The following is a 15,993-nucleotide window of genomic DNA, read 5'->3' on the forward strand; positions in this document are numbered from 1 at the left end:
CCTTCTCAGTCCTTCCAGGAGCTTCCATGACCCAGACCGCGACTCCCACCCAGATCGACGTGCGCGTGCTCCCCTGCGAGCAGCGCCGCGAACTGATTTTCTCCACGTTCGACGGCCTGGCCGCGGGCAAGGCCATGGAGATCATCAACGACCACGACATCAAGCCGCTGCGTGGCGTGTTCGAGAACCTGGCCCCGGGCAAGTTCGCATGGGAGTACCTCCAGCAGGGCCCGGACGTCTGGCGGGTCGCGATCACCAAGCTGGCACCGGCCCATGGCGCCGGCTCGTGCTGCGGCTCCTGCGGCGGCTGATTCCCTCCCTCTCCCTCTTCCTCTTTTCTAGCAACAGAAAGACAAGCGATGAATGCGACTCACAGGCTGTGGCGCTGGCTCGGCCTCATTTTCGTGCTGTCGTTCGGCGCACTGGGCTACCTCGGCTGGCAGATCTATCTGGAAGCCCCGCCCATCCCGAAGGCAGTGGTCACCACCAAGGGTGACGTCCTCTTCACCGGCGAGCAGATCCAGCGCGGCCAGCAGGCCTGGATGGCCGCCGGCGGCCAGCAGCTGGGCACCGTCTGGGGCCACGGCAGCTATGTCGCGCCCGACTGGTCGGCCGACTGGCTGCACCGCGAAGCGCTCGCGCTGCAGGGCGTGCTGGCCAAGGCGCAGAAGGGCGGCGCCGCGCTCGGCACCGCCGACCAGGCCGCGGTCGACGCGATCATGCGCGAGCAGATGCGCGCCAACACCTACAACGCGCAGACCGGCACCGTGACCGTGACGCCCGAGCGCGCCCAGGCCATCCGCGCGGTCGCGAGCCACTACCAGGGCCTGTTCGGCAACGACCAGTCGCTGGCGAAGCTGCGCGACGACTACGCGATGACGGAGAACGCGCTGACCGACCCGAAGGACCGCCAGGCGCTGTCGGCCTTCTTCTTCTGGAGCTCGTGGGCCGCCGCCACCGACCGCCCCGGCGAGACCAACCTCTCGTACACCAGCAACTGGCCGCACGAGCCGCTGGTGGGCAACACCATGACCAGCTCGGCCGCGATCTGGTCGATGGTCTCGATCATCCTGCTGCTCGCCGGCATCGCCGCCATGCTGTGGCTGCACGGGGGCACCAAGCATGAGGAGGAGGCGGTCGCGCCCAAGGCCGACCCGCTGTTCGGCGCCGTGCCGACGCCGTCGATGAAGGCCACCCGCAAGTACTTCTTCACCGTCATCGGCCTGCTGCTGCTGCAGATCGGGATGGGCGCGATCACCGCGCACTACGCGGTCGAGGGCCAGTCGTTCTTCGGCATCCCGCTGGCCGAAGTCCTGCCGTACACCATCAGCCGCACCGTGCACACCCAGATGGGCATCTTCTGGATCGCCACGGCGTGGCTCGCCACCGGCCTGTACATCGCGCCGCTGCTGTCGGGCAAGGAACCGAAGTTCCAGAAGCTGGGCGTCGACGTGCTGTTCTGGGCGCTGATCTTCATCGTGGTCGGCTCCACCGCCACCGGCTGGCTCGGCTCGCTGCAGCGCGCCGGCTTCAACTTCGCCTTCTGGTTCGGCAACCAGGGCCTCGAGTTCACCAGCATGGGCCGCTTCTGGCAGATCCTGCTGTTCGTCGGGCTGCTGTTCTGGGCCGTGCTGCTGGGCCGGGCCCTGTGGCCGGCGCTGACCAAGCCGTCCGAATCGCGCGGCCTGATCGCCATGGTGTTCCTGTCGGCCACCTGCATCGGGGGCTTCTACGCGACCTCGCTGACCTGGGGCCAGAACACCCACTATTCGATGATCGAGTACTGGCGCTGGTGGCTGGTCCACCTGTGGGTGGAAGGCTTCTTCGAGGTGTTCGCCACCGCCGTCATCGCGCTGATCTTCACCCGCCTGGGCCTGGTGCGCGCCGCGAGCGCCAACCGCGCCATCGTCGCCGAGACCATCGTGTTCCTGTTCGGCGGCATCCTGGGCACGCTGCACCACCTGTACTTCACGGGCACGCCGCTGTCGATCATCGCCGTCGGCTCGGTGTTCTCCGCCCTCGAGGTGGTGCCGCTCACGCTGATCGGCCTGGAAGCGCTGCAGACGTACCGCCGCTCCAAGAGCGCGCCCTGGCTGCAGGCCTACAAGTGGCCCGTCATGTGCTTCGTCGCGGTGGGCTTCTGGAACACCGTCGGCGCCGGCCTGCTCGGCTTCGCCATCAATCCGCCGGCGTCGCTGTACTACGTGCAGGGCCTGAACATGACGGCCGCCCACGGCCACGCCGCACTGTTCGGTGTCTACGGCATGCTGGGCATCGGCCTGCTGCTGTTCTGCCTGCGCGGCCTGTATGCGCGCAGCCTGCATGCCGACCACCTGCTCAAGCCCGCGTTCTGGAGCCTGAACCTCGGCCTCGCCGGCATGGTGTTCCTGTCGCTGCTGCCGGCCGGCATCTACCAGGCCGCCGCCGCGGTGACCAAGGGCCTGTGGTATGCCCGCTCGCCGGAGATCATCCATTCCGGCGTGATGGAAACCCTGGTGTGGCTGCGCGTGCCCGGTGACATCGTGTTCGCCGCCGGCGCCGTGTTCCTGGCCGTCTACGCGCTGCGCCTGCTGCGCCGTCCGGCCGGCGAGCGCGACGAGGCGGGGCTCGCGATTCCCGCGGGCGCCAAGTCCTGATGACCTTCCGGGGCCGGCGCGAGCCGGCCCCTTGTGTTTGCGCAAGTCCCTTCGTCCCAGAATCAAGGAGCATCCGATGACCGTGACCCTTCCGATCGCCAACAACGTCTATGGCTTCGACGCCCGCGGCGTCGCCAAGCGCTTCCGCCACGCCGCCATCTTCGGCGCGCTGCAGAGCCTGCACCCGGGCGAGACCATGCGTTTCGTCAACGACCACGACCCGCTGCCGCTGCTGGGTCAGCTGCAGCAGGCCTTCGGCGAGTCGCTCGGCATCGAGTACGTGCGCCGCGACGCCGGCGAGATCGTGATCGACTTCCGGGTGCTCGCCTGACCTGAATTCCACTCCCTCCCCACCGGGCCTTCCATCATGAAGCTCACCGCCTTTACCGACTACAGCCTGCGCGTGCTGATCTACGTCGCCGCGCAGCCGAAAGAGCGCGCCACGATCGCCGCCATCGCGAGCAGCTTCGAGGTCTCGGAGAACCACCTGACGAAGGTGGCGCATTTCCTGGGCAAGGCGGGCTGGCTGGCGAACGTGCGCGGCAAGGGCGGCGGGCTCGAGCTGGCGATGCCGCCCGAGCTGATCCGCGTGGGCGAGGTGGTACGGGCGACCGAGGGCGGGGCGCTGCCGGCCGAGTGTTTCGGCGACGGCGGCGGCCACTGCTCGATCGCCGACATCTGCCGCCTGAGCGGCGTGCTGGCCGAAGCGGTGAAGGCGTTCTACGCCACGCTGGACCAGTACACCCTGGCCGACCTGGTGCACAACCGGCAGGCGCTGGCCAAGGTCATGTTCGTCGACGAAGGCACGGCCGCGCGGCCCGCCAGGAAGGCTGCATGAAGACGCTGGACGATTTCTCCGGCCAGGAAGGCCCCGAGCCGCGCGAAGCCTATCCCTACCAGGGACCGGAGGCGCTGCGCGAGCCGATCCTGCACGCACTGACCAAGGTCGTCGACCCCGAGGTGGCGATGAGCATCGTCGACGTCGGCCTGATCTACGGCGTCGACGTCGGCGAAGACAAGGTGCACGTGCGGCTGACGATGACGTCGGCCGCGTGCCCGGTCACCGACGTGATCCTCGACGAATGCGAACGCGAGCTCGACCGCGTGGTGCCGCCCGACATGCTGGTGCAGCTCGAACTGGTCTGGGATCCGCCCTGGACGATGGAGCGCATGAGCGACCGCGCCCGCCGTTTCATGGGCTGGTGATGGCCAGGCCCGGCCGAGCCCCGCGCCGCGCCGCGCCCGGCCTGGCCGTGGCGCGCCTGGTCTTTGTCGCGCTGGTGGCGATCTGCCTGCTGACCGGCGTGGCCGGCGGCCTGCTGCGGCTGGGGGTCGTCATCCCGGCCACCGCTTCGTCCGAATGGCTCGGCCGCGCCGGGCTGGCGCATGCCGCCCTCATGATCTGCGCCTTCCTGGGCACCGTGATCGCGCTGGAGCGCGCCGTCGCCGTGAAATTGCGGGCGGCGTTCGCCGCGCCCCTGGCCTCGGCCCTGGGCGGCATCTGCCTGCTGGCCGGCCAGGCCGCCGTCGCGGCATGGCTGCTGGTGGCCGCGTCGCTGGTCTTCGCCTGGGTCAACGTCGTCGTGGTGCGCCGCCAGTCGGCGCCGCACACCCAGCTGCTGCTCGCCGCCGCCGGCACCTGGCTGGCCGGCAACGTGCTGTATGCCATGGGGGAGGGCAGCGGCGCCGTGCTGCCCTGGTGGTTCGCGTTCCTGGTGATGACGATCGCGGCCGAACGCCTGGAGATGACCCGCCTGATGCGGCGCCGTCCCGCCGCCCCCTGGTTGCTGCTGGCCGTCCTCGGCGCGATGGCTGCCGGCGCCGCCTGGTCCTGGCTGTCGCCGCGCGCCGGCGGCGTGCTGTACGGCCTGTCGCTGCTGCTGCTCGCCTGGTGGCTGGTGACCTACGACATCGCGCGGCGCACCGTGTTCGCCCAGGGCCTGAGCCGCTACATGGCGGTCTGCCTGCTGGGCGGCTACGTGTGGCTCGGCGTCGCCGGCGTCGCCTGGATCGCCACGGCCCTGGGTCACCCCTGGCGCGACACGGCGCTGCACGCGCTCGGCCTGGGCTTCATCTTCAGCATGATGATGGGCCATGCGCCGGTGATCCTGCCGGCGATCGCCCGCGTGAAGCTGCAGTTCGGCTGGCCCTTCTACCTGCCGCTGGCGGCGCTGCACCTGTCGCTGGCCGTGCGCCTGGGCTGGGGCTCGCTGGAGGCGGCGCGGCGGGTCACCGGCGCGCAATGGAACGCCGCCAGCATCGCCCTGTTCGCGGCCACCATCGCCGGCGCCGTGATCGCCTGGCGCATCCGGTCGAACGCGCAGGAGGGGGCCTGATGGCCGGTCCGCTGCGAATCGACGAGCCGTCGGCGCCACCGGCGGCGCCCGGCTTCGCCCTGTGGCAACTCGGCTTTCGTCCGTTCTACCTGCTGGCCAGCGGTTTTGCCGCGCTCTCCGTCCCGTTGTGGGCGCTGCAGTTCGCCGGCTGGCTGGGGCGGCCGTACCTGCCCGCTGCGATCTGGCACGCGCACGAGATGATCTTCGGCTTCGCGCTGGCGGTGGTGGTCGGCTTCCTGTTCACGGCCGGTCGCAACTGGTCGAACCAGCCGACGCCGACCGGCGGCACGCTCGCGGCCATCGCGGCGCTGTGGCTGGCGGCGCGGGTGCTGGTCCTCACGCCGTTCGGATGGGCCGCGGCCGTCGCCAATGCGGCCTTTCCACTGGCCGCCGCGATCGTGCTGGCGATTCCGTTCTACCGGGCACGCAACCGCCGCAACTATTTCTTCGTGGCGCTGCTGGCGCTGATGTCGGCGGCGGTGCTGGCGGTCCATCTCGGGCAGCTCGGAGTGATCCGGGTTCCGGGCTCGGTCGGCATCCAGGTCGCGCTCGACGTGATCCTGTTCATCATGGCGGTGATGGGCGGCCGGGTCATCCCGATGTTCACCAGCAACGGCGTGCCGGGCGCCAACGCGCGGCGGCGGCCGCTGCTGGAGCGGGCCGCGCTCGGCTCGACCCTGCTGCTGCTGGCCGGCGACGCCCTGCAGGCGCCAGGCGCGGTGCTGGCCGTGCTCGCGGCCGCCTGCGGGCTGGCGCACCTGGCGCGCTGGTCGCTCTGGGACACCTTCAAGACCTGGCGCACGCCGCTGGTGTGGGTGCTGCATGTCGCCTACCTCTGGATTCCGGTCCACCTGCTGCTGCGGGCCGGGGCGGCGCTGGGCTGGCTGGCGCCATCGGTGGCCACCCATGCGCTCACGGTGGGCGCCGTCGGCGGACTCATCATCGGCATGACCACGCGCACGGCGCGCGGTCACACCGGCCGGCCGTTGCGTGCGGACGGTTACGAGGTGGTGTGTTACGTTCTCGTCCTGCTCGCGGCGATCGTGCGGGTGTTCCTGCCCTGGCTCGCGCCGGTGCTGACGCTGCCGGCGGTGCTCGCTTCGGCCGTGCTGTGGTCCGGCGCGTTCGGCCTCTATGCCGTGCGCTACTGGCCCGTGCTGACCCGGCCGCGGCTCGACGGTCGCCCGGGCTGACCTCAACCGTACCTCGCGGCCCGCCAGGGCCGCGGGCGAATTCGTGATCTGGCGCAAGAATGTCGCCGCTTCCCGAACCACAATTTCAGCGAAACCATGCTCGGCTTTCTTCCTCCCTTCGTGCGCGGCTCGATCGCGGTCCTGCTGCTCTCGCTGAACACGCTGTTCTGGTGCGTGCTGCTGTTCCTGGCCGCGCTGGTGAAGCTCGTGCTGCCTTTCCGGGCGGTGCGCGTGCGCATCGACCCGGTGCTCAATCGCATCGCCGGGCTCTGGATCGCCTGCAACAGCGGCTGGATGCGCCTTACCCAGCGCACGACGTGGGACGTGCAGGGCCTGGAGCAGCTGCGCTACGAAGGTTGGTACCTCGTCAATTGCAACCACCAGTCCTGGGTCGACATCTTCGTGCTGCAGCACCTGCTCAACGGCCGCGTGCCGATGCTGAAGTTCTTCCTCAAGCAGCAACTGATCTGGGTCCCGGTGATCGGGCTGGCCTGGTGGGCGCTCGACTTCCCCTTCATGAAGCGGCACGGCAAGGCGCAACTGCGCAAGCGCCCCGAGCTGCGCTCGCAGGACGCCGACGCCACGCGCCGCGCCTGCGAGAAGTTCTCGCTGGTGCCCACCAGCGTGATGAACTTCGCCGAAGGCACCCGGTTCACCGCCGACAAGCACCGCTCGCAGGCCTCGCCGTACCGGCACCTGCTCAAGCCGAAGTCGGGCGCGCTGGCGCTGGCGCTGAACGCGATGGGCGAGCGGTTCCGCTCGCTGATCGACGTCACCATCGTCTATCCCGGCGGCGCGCCCACGTTCTGGCAGTTCGCCTGCGGCCGCGCCGACCGCATCGTCGTGCGGGTGCGGGAGGTGCCGATTCCGCCCGAATTCTGCGCCGGCGACTACGCCGGCGACCCGTCGTTCCGGATGACGTTCCAGCAATGGCTGGCGGCGCTGTGGGAAGCCAAGGATCGCCAGATCGACGAGGTCCTGGGGCCGTCGGCCGGACCGGCCGCGCCGCCCGCGGCGCCCCGGGCCGCGCCGGTGGTCGGCGCCGCGGTCGCCGCCCTGGCGCTGCTGGCCGGGCTCATGGCGCCGGTCGACGCCGAGGCCGTGCAGGCGCTGCAGGCGGCCGGGCTGCGCGCCAAGCACGCGGCGCTCGGGCCGCAGTTGCGCGGCAACCAGTTCCAGGGACCGCTGTACCTCGATTCGGAGGAGACCTCGCGCAGCAGCCAGGGCGACGTGTACGCCGTGGTCGACCACCCGTTCGCGCGGGTGAGCGGCGCCCTCACGGATCCCGGCAACTGGTGCGACATCCTGATCCTGCACCTGAACATCAAGTACTGCCGCGGCACGCCGGGAGCCACCCCGCGGCTGGAGGTGCGGATCGGCCGCAAGTTCGACCAGCCGGTCGCCTCCGCGACGCTGCTCACGTTCGCCTGGCGCGCGCAGGCGGTGACGCCGGAGTACCTCGACGTCGAGCTCGATGCGCCGACGGGCCCCTTCGGCACCAAGGACTACAAGATCCTGGTGGAAGCCGTGGGCATCGACGGCGGCCGCAGCTTCATCCACATGGGCTACGCGTTCGGCTACGGGGCGCTGGGGCAGATGGCGATGGCGTCGTACCTGAGGACGATCGGGCGCGACAAGGTGGGCTTTACCACCGTGGAAGGCGCGGGGCCGGGCGAGCCGCCGCGGTACGTCGGCGGCATGCGCGGGCTGGCCGAGCGCAACACCATGCGCTACTACCTGGCCATCGATGCCTACCTGGATGCGCTGGCCGCCCCGCCGGCGCAGCAGCTGGAGCGACGGCTGGAGGCCTGGTTCGCCGCCACCGAGAAGTATCCGCGGCAGCTGCACGAGATCGATCGCGCCACCTACCTGGCCATGAAGCGGCGCGAGGTCCAGCGCCAGCTGACCGGCAGCGCCGAGTAGAAGGGCCGCCCCGCGGTTGGGCGCCCCGGTTGCGTTCTTGACGCATGTCAACGGATTTCCCGCGGTGCGCACTACAACTGTCGATAGGTGGACGGTGTCCGCTGAGTTTTCTTCACTCCATGGGGGTTTTGGTATGAACAGGATCTTCCTCGCAGTCACTCTGGCCGCCGCGCAGCTCTTCGCGGTGAGCGCCTTTGCCCAGTCCAAGGGCGAGGCGGACCCGGCGCAGTCCAAGGCCATTCCGTCGAAGCCGGCGACGGCCGAGGAAAAGGCGGCCGCCAAGTCCGCTCGCAAGACCGAATCCATGAAGCAAGCCAAGACCGAAAAGGCCCAGGACCAGGAACACAAGACCCTGGGCAAGGCCAAGGTTGCCACCAAGGCCGAGCGCAAGGAGGCCGCCAAGACCCGCCGGGCCAGCGCGGCGGCTTCGCTGAAGAAGGGCGAGATCAGCTCCGGCGAAAAGTAAGCCGCGCGCTGTCGCAACGAAGGCGGGCCGCGGGCCCGCCTTTTTCATGGGCGCAGCGCCGCCGGTCCGGCCTGGAGGCGGGTGCGTCCCGCCTGTGACACAATGCGGCCCCTTGGGGGCGCCGCGCGGCGGCTCGTGTTTCGCCAGCATTGCCGGGAGAGTTGCAGCTTGCAGCCAATGGTTCTGGATCCGATCCGCACAGCGTTCTGGGAGGCCTTCCGGCATCTCTTTCCTGCGCACGCCAAGGTGGTGCAGACCGCGTCCGGCTCGATGATCATCAGCTGGAGCATCCGGGGCGATCCCGAGGCCAGGTTTCCGTATGCCACGCCCATCACCGTCCGCTTCGAAGAGGAGCTGACCCGCGCGATGGAGCACAGCGACGCGGAGCAGCGCCAGAAGCTGGCGCAGCGCCAGGAGCCGGTGCTGCGCGCCGGCATGGTCGGCTACGACCCGTTCGCGGCGGTGCCCAAGGCACGCGTGATCGTGCTCGGCTGATCAGGGCTGGCCGTCCGCCCGCGTCCGGTGCCGCCGCAGCGCCCGGGCGAAGCCCCAGCCCGATGCCGGCAGCGCCAGCGCGGGCCCCAGCAGCAGGGGGATGGAGCCCAGGTGGTCGAACGTGGCGCCGGCCAGGGTGACGCCGATCGCCTGCCCCACGAACAGGCAGAACGCGAACATCGCCACCGAGGTGCCGCGCAGCGCCGGCGCCATCTGCGTCGCGTGCGTCTGCAGGGTGTTGTGATAGAGGTAGGTGCCGAAGCCCACCAGCAGCGCGATCGGGCCGGCCAGCGCCGCGACGGGCGCGAGCAGCCAGGCCAGGTAACCGGCGCCCATCAGCACGCCGCCCCAGAGCACCATGCGGCTTTCGCCGAGGCGGCGCACGATCCGCGGCGCCGCGATGGCATAGGCCAGGCCGCCGACGGCGTAGAGCGCGATCAGCGCGGACGCCGCCGACAGCGACAGGCCGTAGCGCTGGTGCAGGTAGGCCGGCAGGTAGGCCAGCGGCCCGAGCAGGAACACGCCTTCGGTCATGACGGTGGCCAGCACGACGCGGGCCCACGGCTCGCGCCACACCGCGCGCAATTGCGACGCGAAGGCGATGCGCGCGCCGGGCGGCGGGGGCGCCGGTTCGCCGCGCAGGCGCAGCAGCATCAGCACGGCGATCACCGCATACCCGGCGGTGAGGGTGAGAAAGGCGCCGCGCCAGCCGAGCGCCGAATCGGCGAACAGGCCGCCGGCGAGCTGGCCGGCCATCATGCCGCCGAGCGTGCCGGTGAGCAGCTGGGCCAGCGTCGCCTGCCGCCGCTCGTACGGCACGGCATCGCCGATCCACGCCAGCGACAGCGGGATCACGCCGGCGGCGGCCATGCCCCAGGCCACGCGCATCCCCACCAGGGCGTCGAAGTTCGGCGCCAGCGCGCAGGCGAGCGAGCCCGCGATGCAGCCGAACAGCGCGATGCACACCATCCGGGCCTTGCCGTAGCGGTCGCCCAGCGGCCCGAACAGCAGCTGCATCAGGCCGTAGGCGAGCGCGAAGCTGATGATCACGCGGCCGGCCGTGCCCGGCGTGCGCGAGAAATCCTGCGCCAGCCGCGGCAGCAGCGAGTCGCAGATGCGCAGCGCCGCGCCGCTGAAGAACGCGGCGCCGGCCAGCACGAGGATGGTGGCGCTGTGGCGGCGCTGGGCCGCGGCTGTCGCGCTCACGCGCGGGCGCCGCGCCGCGCGCGGGCCGGGAAGAGGGCAAACTGCATCGGGCGCATTGTCCATCAGCCGCCGTCATGCGGCCCGGCCCGGCGGGGCGAAGCCGGAGCCGCAACGGGGCGCGTCGCGTGCTACGCTGGCCGCATGCGACGGCGCGCGGTGCTCGTGAACCTGCTGCCGGGATGCCTCCCGGCGGCGGTCTTCGCCCAGCCGCCGGGCCCCCAACCGCTGACGCGGGCTATCCCCTCGTCGGGCGACCTGCTGCCGCTGGTCGGGCTGGGCAGCTGGATCACGTTCAACGTCGGCAACGATCCGCCGGCGCGCGCCGCCTGCGCCGAGGTCATGCGCCACTTCCTGGCGGCCGGCGGCCGCCTGATCGACTCATCCCCGATGTACGGGTCGTCGCAAGGCGTGATCGGCGAAGGGCTGCAGCGCCTGGGCGCCACGGCGCGGGTGTTCGCCGCCGACAAGGTCTGGACCGCCGCCGACGGCGCGGCGCAGATCGAGGCCTCGCGCGGCCTGTGGCGGGTGCCGCGGTTCGACCTGCTGCAGGTGCACAACCTGCTGGCATGGGAGCAGCAGTTGCCGCTGTTGCAGCGCCTGAAGGCGGCCGGGCAGGTGCGGTACGTCGGCATCACCACCTCGGAGGGCCGGCGCCACCGCGAGCTGGAGCGGATCATGCGCACCCAGCGGATCGACTTCGTGCAGTTGACCTACAACCTGCTCGATCGCGAGGCCGAGCAGCGCCTGTTGCCGCTGGCGCGCGAGGCCGGCATCGCCGTGCTGGTGAACCGGCCGTTCCGCGAAGGCGCGCTGCTGCGCCAGCTGCAGCGGCATGCGCTGCCGGCCTGGGCCCGCGACATCGGCTGCGCGAGCTGGGCCCAGGTCGCCCTGAAGTTCATCGTGTCCCATCCGGCGGTGACCTGCGCGATCCCGGCAACCACCCGGATCGACCATGTGCGCGAGAACATGGGCGCCGCATCCGCCCCGCTGCCCGACGAGGCGTTCCGGCGGCGGATGGCCGCCGATGTCGAGAGGCTCTGAACATGTCCGAGTGGTGGACCTACCGGCTCGGCGACTTCCTGATGTTCTCGCCGCGCACCTACTGGCGGCTGGTGGAGCTCTATAACCGCCAGCTGTGGCCGGCGCAGCTCGCGGCCGCGCTCGCCGGTGTTGCGTTGCTCTGGCTGGTCCTGGCGCGCCGCGCGGCGGCCGCGTGGCTGGTGCCCGCGGCACTGGCGCTCGCGTGGCTGTGGGTCGGGTGGGCATTCCACTGGCAGCGCTATGCGACGATCAACTGGGGGGCGCACGGGCTGGCCGTCGCCTGGGCCGCAGAGGCTGCACTGCTGGGGCTCGCCGCGTGGCGCCAGGCGGCTGCCACGGTGCCACCATCGCAGCGGACGACTCGTCCCGCGGCCCTGCTGCTGGCGTTGGCGGCCGTGGTGGTCTATCCGTTCCTGCGGGTCGTCGCAGGCGCACCGTTGGCCCAGGCCGAAGTGTTCGGCTTGATGCCAGAGCCCACCGCGCTCGCGACGCTCGGGCTGCTGGCGGCGTTGCGGCCGCGCCGCTGGCCGTGGCTGATCGTCCTGCCGATCGCATCCTTGCTGGTCGGCGCCGCCACGGCGTGGGTGCTTGCCGCTGCCTGAGCCAGGACCCTTCCCGACGCGTCGATGCGGCCCCACAGCGGGTGCGGACCCGTTCCTACAGCCGGGCAACCCGGCCCCGCCCAGAATTCGCTTCACCGTGATGCGGGGTCTTGCCTTTCGCGGCCGCGCATCGGATCCAACACCATCTGGGAGCACACCATGTTCAAACCCGTTCTTGCCGCCACCCTGGTTGCCGTCGGCGCCCTGGGCCTCACCGCCTGCGACGTGAAGAAGACGCAGGAAGGCAACGTCACGGTGCCGAAGTACGAAGTGGAGAAGAAGCAGGCCGGCGACGTGACCCTGCCCAAGTACGACGTGACCACGCCCGACGTGAAGGTGGGCAGCGCCGAGAAGACGATCACCGTGCCGAAGGTGACCACCGAAGAGAAGAAGGTGGAAGTCCCGACCGTGGACGTGACCACCCCGGCCGAGAAGGAAAAGGGCAAGAAGTAAGGCTGGCAGTCGCGGCGGGCCACTGGTACAGTGACCGCCGCATGAACGGCTACCAGGTCACCTTCTTCACCCAGCAGAGCGAGCGTCACCGCGGCAAGCCCGTGGGCGACTGGCTGGTCCACCTCGCGCGCGAGATGGGGCTGCGCGGCGCGACGCTGCTGCCCGCCGACGAAGGCTTCGGCCACGCGGGGCGCATCCACGCCGCGCATTTCTTCGAGCTCGCCGAGCAGCCGATGCAGGTGGTGATGGCGCTGACGCAGGAGGAGACGCAGCGCCTGTTCGCGCGGCTGGAGGCCGAGGGCGTGCGCCTGTTCTACGTGAAGGCGGCGGTGGAGTTCGGCACGCTGGGGGCGGCCGCCCAATGACCGGCGGCACGCGGCGATCCCCCGCGGCGCCCGCCGGCGACAGAATCAAGACGCGACGGAGGAATGCGATGGAAGCGTACGGCTTCGCGGCGGTGGCCGCGGGCGCGGTGCTGGGCGCCTGGCTGCGCTGGTGGCTGGCGTTGCGGTTCAATCCCGTGTTTCCGACGCTGCCGCTCGGCACGCTGGCCGCCAACCTGCTCGGCGGGGTGCTGGTGGGCATCGCCATCGCCTTCTTCCATCGCCATCCCAGCCTGCCGCCGGAAGCGCGGCTGCTCGTCGTCACCGGCTTCCTGGGCGCGCTGACGACCTTCTCCACGTTCTCGGCGGAAGTGGTCGCGATGATCGAGCGCGCCGACTATGCCTTGGCCGCCGTGACGGCGGGCGTGCATCTGTTCGGGTCGCTGCTGCTCACGGGCCTGGGCATGGCGGCCGTGGCCGCCTTCATGCGCTCGCCCGGCTGAGATCCGCGCCGCGTGCGCTTGTCAAGCGTAGTCGACCCGCGCGCCGCGGTTTTCCATGTCAAGCTTTTCGAGGCCGGCGCGTCGCCGACAGCGGCCGCGCCGCCAGGGGATATCCACCGCTTCTGTGGATAACCCTGTTGGCTGTCCTGGGATGCTTGTGCTGGCCCCAGCACTGGCGCGGCCCGCAACGCATTGACCCCGAAAGCAGCACGGCGGGCGCAGCAGTTGTGGCATCGCAACGGATCCACGCCGCGAGCCCACGACGACGCACCGCCGCGTGGGTCCCGGGGTCAGCGGGTCGCGCCGCCTGCGGCGCCACCACCGGCCGCGCCGCCGCTGGTGCCGGCGCCGGTACTGCCCGCGCCGCCGCCCGTGGCGCCCGTGCTGCTGCTGCCGGTGCTGCTGGAAGGGCTGGTGGCGCCCTTGGTGCCGGACTCGGTGGTCGTGCCGGGACCGGAGGTCGTGCCGGTTCCTGATGCTCCCATGCTGCTGCTGCTGGTGTCACCGGAAGTGCGGGTGGTCGATTGGCAGCCGGCGGCGAGCGCCGCCGCCAGGGCCAGGCTCAGCAGCGCGGCGGGACGGATCTTGGTCTGAAAGGCCATGTGGTATTCCTCGTTGCAACGCGAAAATGCGCCAGCTGGCGGGGCAAGCCGCGTTCCCGCGCCCGCTGCAGGGCTGCGCCGCGGCGCAGGTCACTGCTGCAGCCAGCGGATCGCGTCGGTCATCGAGGTGAACACCCGCAACTGCATTCCTTGCCGCAAGGCCACCTTCTCGCTGGTGCGGGTGATCTTGTCGGGCGGCACCACCGTGGCCATTCTTTCCAGGTGCTGGAGGTGGCGTGCCACTGCTTCGCCGATCCGGAAGTGGTCGGTGAACTTGAGGGTGACCGGGATGTCGAGCTGGTCCACGAGCATGCGGCGATCGCCCAGCCGGCGCGACTCCTCCGCGACGCCGGCGATCAGCTCGACGAAGTCCTCGATCGTGGCGGGGCCGCTGAGCTTGACGGACGTGAACTCAGGCAGGCGATGGATGCTGACTTCGAGCGAGGACACTCTGCGGACATGCGACATTGGGGCGGCATCTTACCGACATGGCGCGGGCGCCACGGCAGCCGATCTCCTAAGCCGTCGAAGCCGTCGTGCGGCTGAACTGCACCAGGTACTCGACCAGCGCGTCCATGTCGAACGACTTGTCGAACACCGCGTCGGCACCGGCTGCGCGCGCATAGTGCCGCACCGGGTCGCGCGTGTAGTTGCTCAGGACCACCGCCTTCTGGTCGGCGCGCCGGCCACGGCAGCGGCGCAGCACGTTGAAGCCGTGGCCCTTGGCCAGAAACAGGTCGACCAGCGCCACGTCCCAGCCGTCCGGGTGCGCCGTGAGCCATTCGCTGGCCTGGGGCTCGGTGCCGGCGACCTTGACCACCTCGGCGCCTGGGATGGCCTGCAGGGTGCGGGTCACCTGTTCGCAGACCACGGGGTTATCTTCAACCAGAACAACTCTCATACAGCTCGATCTATTTTTGTTGGTCGCTTGGGCCCGCAGCGCGCGCCACGGCCGCGCCGCCGGGTTCGCGCCGCCTGCGACGCGCCGGGGGCGTGGGCCCCCGGGGTCAGGCGCCGCCCGCGCCGAACTCGCCCTGCAGCTGCCCGGCCCGCATCTCCTCGAAGCGGGCCGCATCCTGCACCGGCGACAGCGCGTTGTGCACCTTGTGCACGCCGGGCAGGTGCGTCAGCTGCGACAGCAGGCGATCCAGCTCGCTGGCGAGCACCAGGCCCGAGACGCGCACGAGGCCGCCGTCGACGCTGACCTTGATCGCGTCGGGGTGGCTCACCAGCTTGCCGATCTGCGCCTGGACCTGGTCGCCCAGCCGCGATTCGCTGACGAACAGGCCGCCGGCGTGGCGCCGGGAGACGGCGGAGTCGAGCCAGTACATGGCCGCGGCGCCCGCGGCAAAGGAGGTCAGGATGTTCAACATCGGGTGCATGGGTCAGGCCGCCTTCTTGCGCGGCTTCGGTTTGACGCTGGTGCTGGCGCGAGCGCCCGTCTTGCCGGCGGCCGCGCGCTTGCGCGGCGCCTCGTGTTCTTCGTCGTTGGCCGCCGTGCGGCGCGCCGGCGCGCCGCGGGCGGCGGACTTGGGCGCTGCTTCGCCGGCAGCGGCCGCGCCGCCACGCAGGCTGCGCCGCAGCAGCTCGGTGAGGTCGATGATGTCGGCGCTGGGCTGGACTTCCTCGCCCGGCAGGGGCTGGGTGATGTGGGCGCCTTCGCCGGCCTTCACCTTGGCCTCGACCAGCCGCTCGAGCTTCTCGCGGAATTCGTCGTGGAAGGCGTCGGGCTTCCACTCGTCCTGCAATTCGTTGACGAGCTGCTCGGCCATCTTCAGTTCGCGCTCGGTGATGCTGGTTTCCTTCGGGTCGGGCAACGGCAGGCCGGCGGTGTCGCGCACCTCGTCGGCCCAGCGCAGCAGCTCCAGCACCAGCCCCGCCTCGGCGGGCACCAGCGCGGCCAGGTACTGGCGAGTGGAAATGACCACGCGTGCGAGGCCCACCTTGCCGGTGCGCCGCAGCGTCTCCAGCAGCAGCACGTAGGGCTTCTGGCCCTTGGCCGCCGGGGCGACGTAGTAGGGCTTGTTCAGGTAGGTCGGCGGGATGCGGGAACCGTCGACGAAGGCCTCGATCTCGATGGTCTGGGTCGACTTCGGCAGCGCGGCCTTGATCTCGTCCGGCGACAGCACCACGAACTGGTCCTTCTCGTACTCGAAGCCCTTGACGATCTCCTCCTTCTGCATCGACTCGCCGGTGGTCTTGTTCACCTGCTGG

21 protein-coding genes and 1 pseudogene are annotated in these 15,993 nt (G+C 70.7%); 16 read left to right on the top strand and 6 right to left on the bottom strand.

The window, feature by feature from the left end; genetic code table 11:
* Window positions 1–26: 26 nt before the first annotated feature.
* The 11 genes and pseudogenes from VNT59_RS13515 to VNT59_RS13560 all read left to right on the top strand — a co-directional run bounded on the left by VNT59_RS13515 (window position 27) and on the right by VNT59_RS13560 (window position 9,049).
* On the top strand, window positions 27–311 hold the full coding sequence (locus tag VNT59_RS13515; protein ID WP_325498935.1) for a DUF2249 domain-containing protein: 285 nt from the start codon (window positions 27–29) through the stop codon (window positions 309–311).
* Between the two features lie 48 nt (window positions 312–359).
* Window positions 360–2,636 (top strand): nitric-oxide reductase large subunit, encoded by a 2,277-nt coding sequence (locus VNT59_RS13520; RefSeq protein ID WP_325498936.1) that lies wholly within the window; start codon window positions 360–362, stop codon window positions 2,634–2,636.
* Window positions 2,637–2,712: 76 nt separating this feature from the next.
* Window positions 2,713–2,967 (top strand): DUF2249 domain-containing protein, encoded by a 255-nt coding sequence (locus tag VNT59_RS13525; RefSeq protein ID WP_325498937.1) that lies wholly within the window; start codon window positions 2,713–2,715, stop codon window positions 2,965–2,967.
* A gap of 36 nt (window positions 2,968–3,003) precedes the next feature.
* Window positions 3,004–3,474: an Rrf2 family transcriptional regulator gene (locus VNT59_RS13530; protein ID WP_325498938.1), complete on the top strand. Its 471-nt coding sequence runs from the start codon at window positions 3,004–3,006 to the stop codon at window positions 3,472–3,474.
* Window positions 3,471–3,842, top strand: coding sequence for a metal-sulfur cluster assembly factor (locus tag VNT59_RS13535; protein ID WP_325498939.1), 372 nt, complete (start codon window positions 3,471–3,473; stop codon window positions 3,840–3,842). Before VNT59_RS13530 ends, VNT59_RS13535 begins: the two co-directional genes overlap by 4 nt.
* Entirely contained in the window at window positions 3,842–4,972 is a 1,131-nt protein-coding gene (locus VNT59_RS13540; RefSeq protein WP_325498940.1) for a hypothetical protein, read from the top strand. Before VNT59_RS13535 ends, VNT59_RS13540 begins: the two co-directional genes overlap by 1 nt.
* Window positions 4,972–6,165, top strand: coding sequence for an NnrS family protein (locus VNT59_RS13545; RefSeq protein ID WP_325498941.1), 1,194 nt, complete (start codon window positions 4,972–4,974; stop codon window positions 6,163–6,165). Before VNT59_RS13540 ends, VNT59_RS13545 begins: the two co-directional genes overlap by 1 nt.
* 96 nt (window positions 6,166–6,261) lie before the next feature.
* Window positions 6,262–7,164: pseudogene (locus tag VNT59_RS13550) on the top strand (acyltransferase); the annotation flags it as partial.
* 78 nt (window positions 7,165–7,242) lie between these two features.
* Window positions 7,243–8,088, top strand: coding sequence for a hypothetical protein (locus VNT59_RS21885; RefSeq protein WP_414708392.1), 846 nt, complete (start codon window positions 7,243–7,245; stop codon window positions 8,086–8,088).
* Window positions 8,089–8,125: 37 nt separating this feature from the next.
* On the top strand, window positions 8,126–8,554 hold the full coding sequence (locus VNT59_RS13555) for a hypothetical protein (RefSeq protein WP_325498942.1): 429 nt from the start codon (window positions 8,126–8,128) through the stop codon (window positions 8,552–8,554).
* A gap of 168 nt (window positions 8,555–8,722) precedes the next feature.
* Window positions 8,723–9,049, top strand: a complete 327-nt coding sequence (locus VNT59_RS13560) for a hypothetical protein (RefSeq protein ID WP_325498943.1) — start codon at window positions 8,723–8,725, stop codon at window positions 9,047–9,049.
* Here VNT59_RS13560 and VNT59_RS13565 read toward each other — a convergent pair whose 3' ends face one another.
* Window positions 9,050–10,255 carry an MFS transporter gene (locus tag VNT59_RS13565; RefSeq protein WP_325498944.1) on the bottom strand — a complete coding sequence of 402 codons (1,206 nt, stop codon included), beginning with the start codon at window positions 10,253–10,255 and terminating at the stop codon, window positions 9,050–9,052.
* Window positions 10,256–10,396: 141 nt separating this feature from the next.
* Here VNT59_RS13565 and VNT59_RS13570 point away from each other — a divergent pair, with 141 nt between their 5' ends.
* The 5 genes from VNT59_RS13570 (at window position 10,397) to crcB (ending at window position 13,177) form a co-directional block, all read left to right on the top strand.
* Window positions 10,397–11,296 (top strand): aldo/keto reductase, encoded by a 900-nt coding sequence (locus tag VNT59_RS13570; protein ID WP_325498945.1) that lies wholly within the window; start codon window positions 10,397–10,399, stop codon window positions 11,294–11,296.
* Between the two features lie 2 nt (window positions 11,297–11,298).
* A complete protein-coding gene (locus VNT59_RS13575) occupies window positions 11,299–11,898 on the top strand; it encodes a DUF6064 family protein (RefSeq protein ID WP_325498946.1) in 600 nt (199 codons plus the stop codon).
* Window positions 11,899–12,057: 159 nt separating this feature from the next.
* Complete coding sequence (locus VNT59_RS13580) at window positions 12,058–12,351, top strand: hypothetical protein (protein WP_325498947.1); 294 nt, start codon at window positions 12,058–12,060, stop codon at window positions 12,349–12,351.
* A gap of 41 nt (window positions 12,352–12,392) precedes the next feature.
* Window positions 12,393–12,716 carry a DUF190 domain-containing protein gene (locus VNT59_RS13585; protein WP_325498948.1) on the top strand — a complete coding sequence of 108 codons (324 nt, stop codon included), beginning with the start codon at window positions 12,393–12,395 and terminating at the stop codon, window positions 12,714–12,716.
* Window positions 12,717–12,784: 68 nt separating this feature from the next.
* On the top strand, window positions 12,785–13,177 hold the full coding sequence (gene crcB / locus VNT59_RS13590) for a fluoride efflux transporter CrcB (protein ID WP_325498949.1): 393 nt from the start codon (window positions 12,785–12,787) through the stop codon (window positions 13,175–13,177).
* Between the two features lie 290 nt (window positions 13,178–13,467).
* On the opposite strand, the gene VNT59_RS13595 is transcribed toward crcB, so the two are convergent.
* The 5 genes from VNT59_RS13595 to VNT59_RS13615 form a co-directional block, all read right to left on the bottom strand.
* Window positions 13,468–13,779 (bottom strand): hypothetical protein, encoded by a 312-nt coding sequence (locus VNT59_RS13595; protein ID WP_325498950.1) that lies wholly within the window; start codon window positions 13,777–13,779, stop codon window positions 13,468–13,470.
* 90 nt (window positions 13,780–13,869) lie between these two features.
* The gene (locus VNT59_RS13600) at window positions 13,870–14,229 is read right to left on the bottom strand and encodes an STAS/SEC14 domain-containing protein (RefSeq protein ID WP_325498951.1); all 360 of its coding nucleotides are present in this window, start codon (window positions 14,227–14,229) and stop codon (window positions 13,870–13,872) included.
* Between the two features lie 67 nt (window positions 14,230–14,296).
* The gene (locus tag VNT59_RS13605; protein ID WP_325498952.1) at window positions 14,297–14,680 is read right to left on the bottom strand and encodes a response regulator transcription factor; all 384 of its coding nucleotides are present in this window, start codon (window positions 14,678–14,680) and stop codon (window positions 14,297–14,299) included.
* 106 nt (window positions 14,681–14,786) lie between these two features.
* Window positions 14,787–15,161 carry a BON domain-containing protein gene (locus VNT59_RS13610; RefSeq protein ID WP_325498953.1) on the bottom strand — a complete coding sequence of 125 codons (375 nt, stop codon included), beginning with the start codon at window positions 15,159–15,161 and terminating at the stop codon, window positions 14,787–14,789.
* Window positions 15,162–15,164: 3 nt separating this feature from the next.
* The coding region (locus VNT59_RS13615; protein WP_325498954.1) for a Ku protein at window positions 15,165–15,993 on the bottom strand (829 nt) is incomplete at its 5' end.

This window comes from Ramlibacter sp. (assembly GCF_035554825.1).
In the GTDB taxonomy this organism is placed as follows: Bacteria; Pseudomonadota; Gammaproteobacteria; order Burkholderiales; family Burkholderiaceae_C; genus Ramlibacter.

Bases quoted from the DNA above. Each gene is read 5' to 3' on its own strand.
- VNT59_RS13525 (WP_325498937.1), top strand. From the start codon at position 2,713: ATGACCGTGACCCTTCCGATCGCCAACAACGTCTATGGCTTCGACGCC.
- crcB (WP_325498949.1), top strand. From the start codon at position 12,785: ATGGAAGCGTACGGCTTCGCGGCGGTGGCCGCGGGCGCGGTGCTGGGC.
- VNT59_RS13595 (WP_325498950.1), bottom strand. From the start codon at position 13,779: ATGGCCTTTCAGACCAAGATCCGTCCCGCCGCGCTGCTGAGCCTGGCC.
- VNT59_RS13515 (WP_325498935.1), top strand. From the start codon at position 27: ATGACCCAGACCGCGACTCCCACCCAGATCGACGTGCGCGTGCTCCCC.
- VNT59_RS21885 (WP_414708392.1), top strand. From the start codon at position 7,243: ATGGCGCCGGTCGACGCCGAGGCCGTGCAGGCGCTGCAGGCGGCCGGG.
- VNT59_RS13540 (WP_325498940.1), top strand. From the start codon at position 3,842: ATGGCCAGGCCCGGCCGAGCCCCGCGCCGCGCCGCGCCCGGCCTGGCC.
- VNT59_RS13580 (WP_325498947.1), top strand. From the start codon at position 12,058: ATGTTCAAACCCGTTCTTGCCGCCACCCTGGTTGCCGTCGGCGCCCTG.
- VNT59_RS13575 (WP_325498946.1), top strand. From the start codon at position 11,299: ATGTCCGAGTGGTGGACCTACCGGCTCGGCGACTTCCTGATGTTCTCG.
- VNT59_RS13605 (WP_325498952.1), bottom strand. From the start codon at position 14,680: ATGAGAGTTGTTCTGGTTGAAGATAACCCCGTGGTCTGCGAACAGGTG.
- VNT59_RS13585 (WP_325498948.1), top strand. From the start codon at position 12,393: ATGAACGGCTACCAGGTCACCTTCTTCACCCAGCAGAGCGAGCGTCAC.
- VNT59_RS13530 (WP_325498938.1), top strand. From the start codon at position 3,004: ATGAAGCTCACCGCCTTTACCGACTACAGCCTGCGCGTGCTGATCTAC.
- VNT59_RS13535 (WP_325498939.1), top strand. From the start codon at position 3,471: ATGAAGACGCTGGACGATTTCTCCGGCCAGGAAGGCCCCGAGCCGCGC.
- VNT59_RS13570 (WP_325498945.1), top strand. From the start codon at position 10,397: ATGCGACGGCGCGCGGTGCTCGTGAACCTGCTGCCGGGATGCCTCCCG.
- VNT59_RS13610 (WP_325498953.1), bottom strand. From the start codon at position 15,161: ATGCACCCGATGTTGAACATCCTGACCTCCTTTGCCGCGGGCGCCGCG.
- VNT59_RS13520 (WP_325498936.1), top strand. From the start codon at position 360: ATGAATGCGACTCACAGGCTGTGGCGCTGGCTCGGCCTCATTTTCGTG.
- VNT59_RS13545 (WP_325498941.1), top strand. From the start codon at position 4,972: ATGGCCGGTCCGCTGCGAATCGACGAGCCGTCGGCGCCACCGGCGGCG.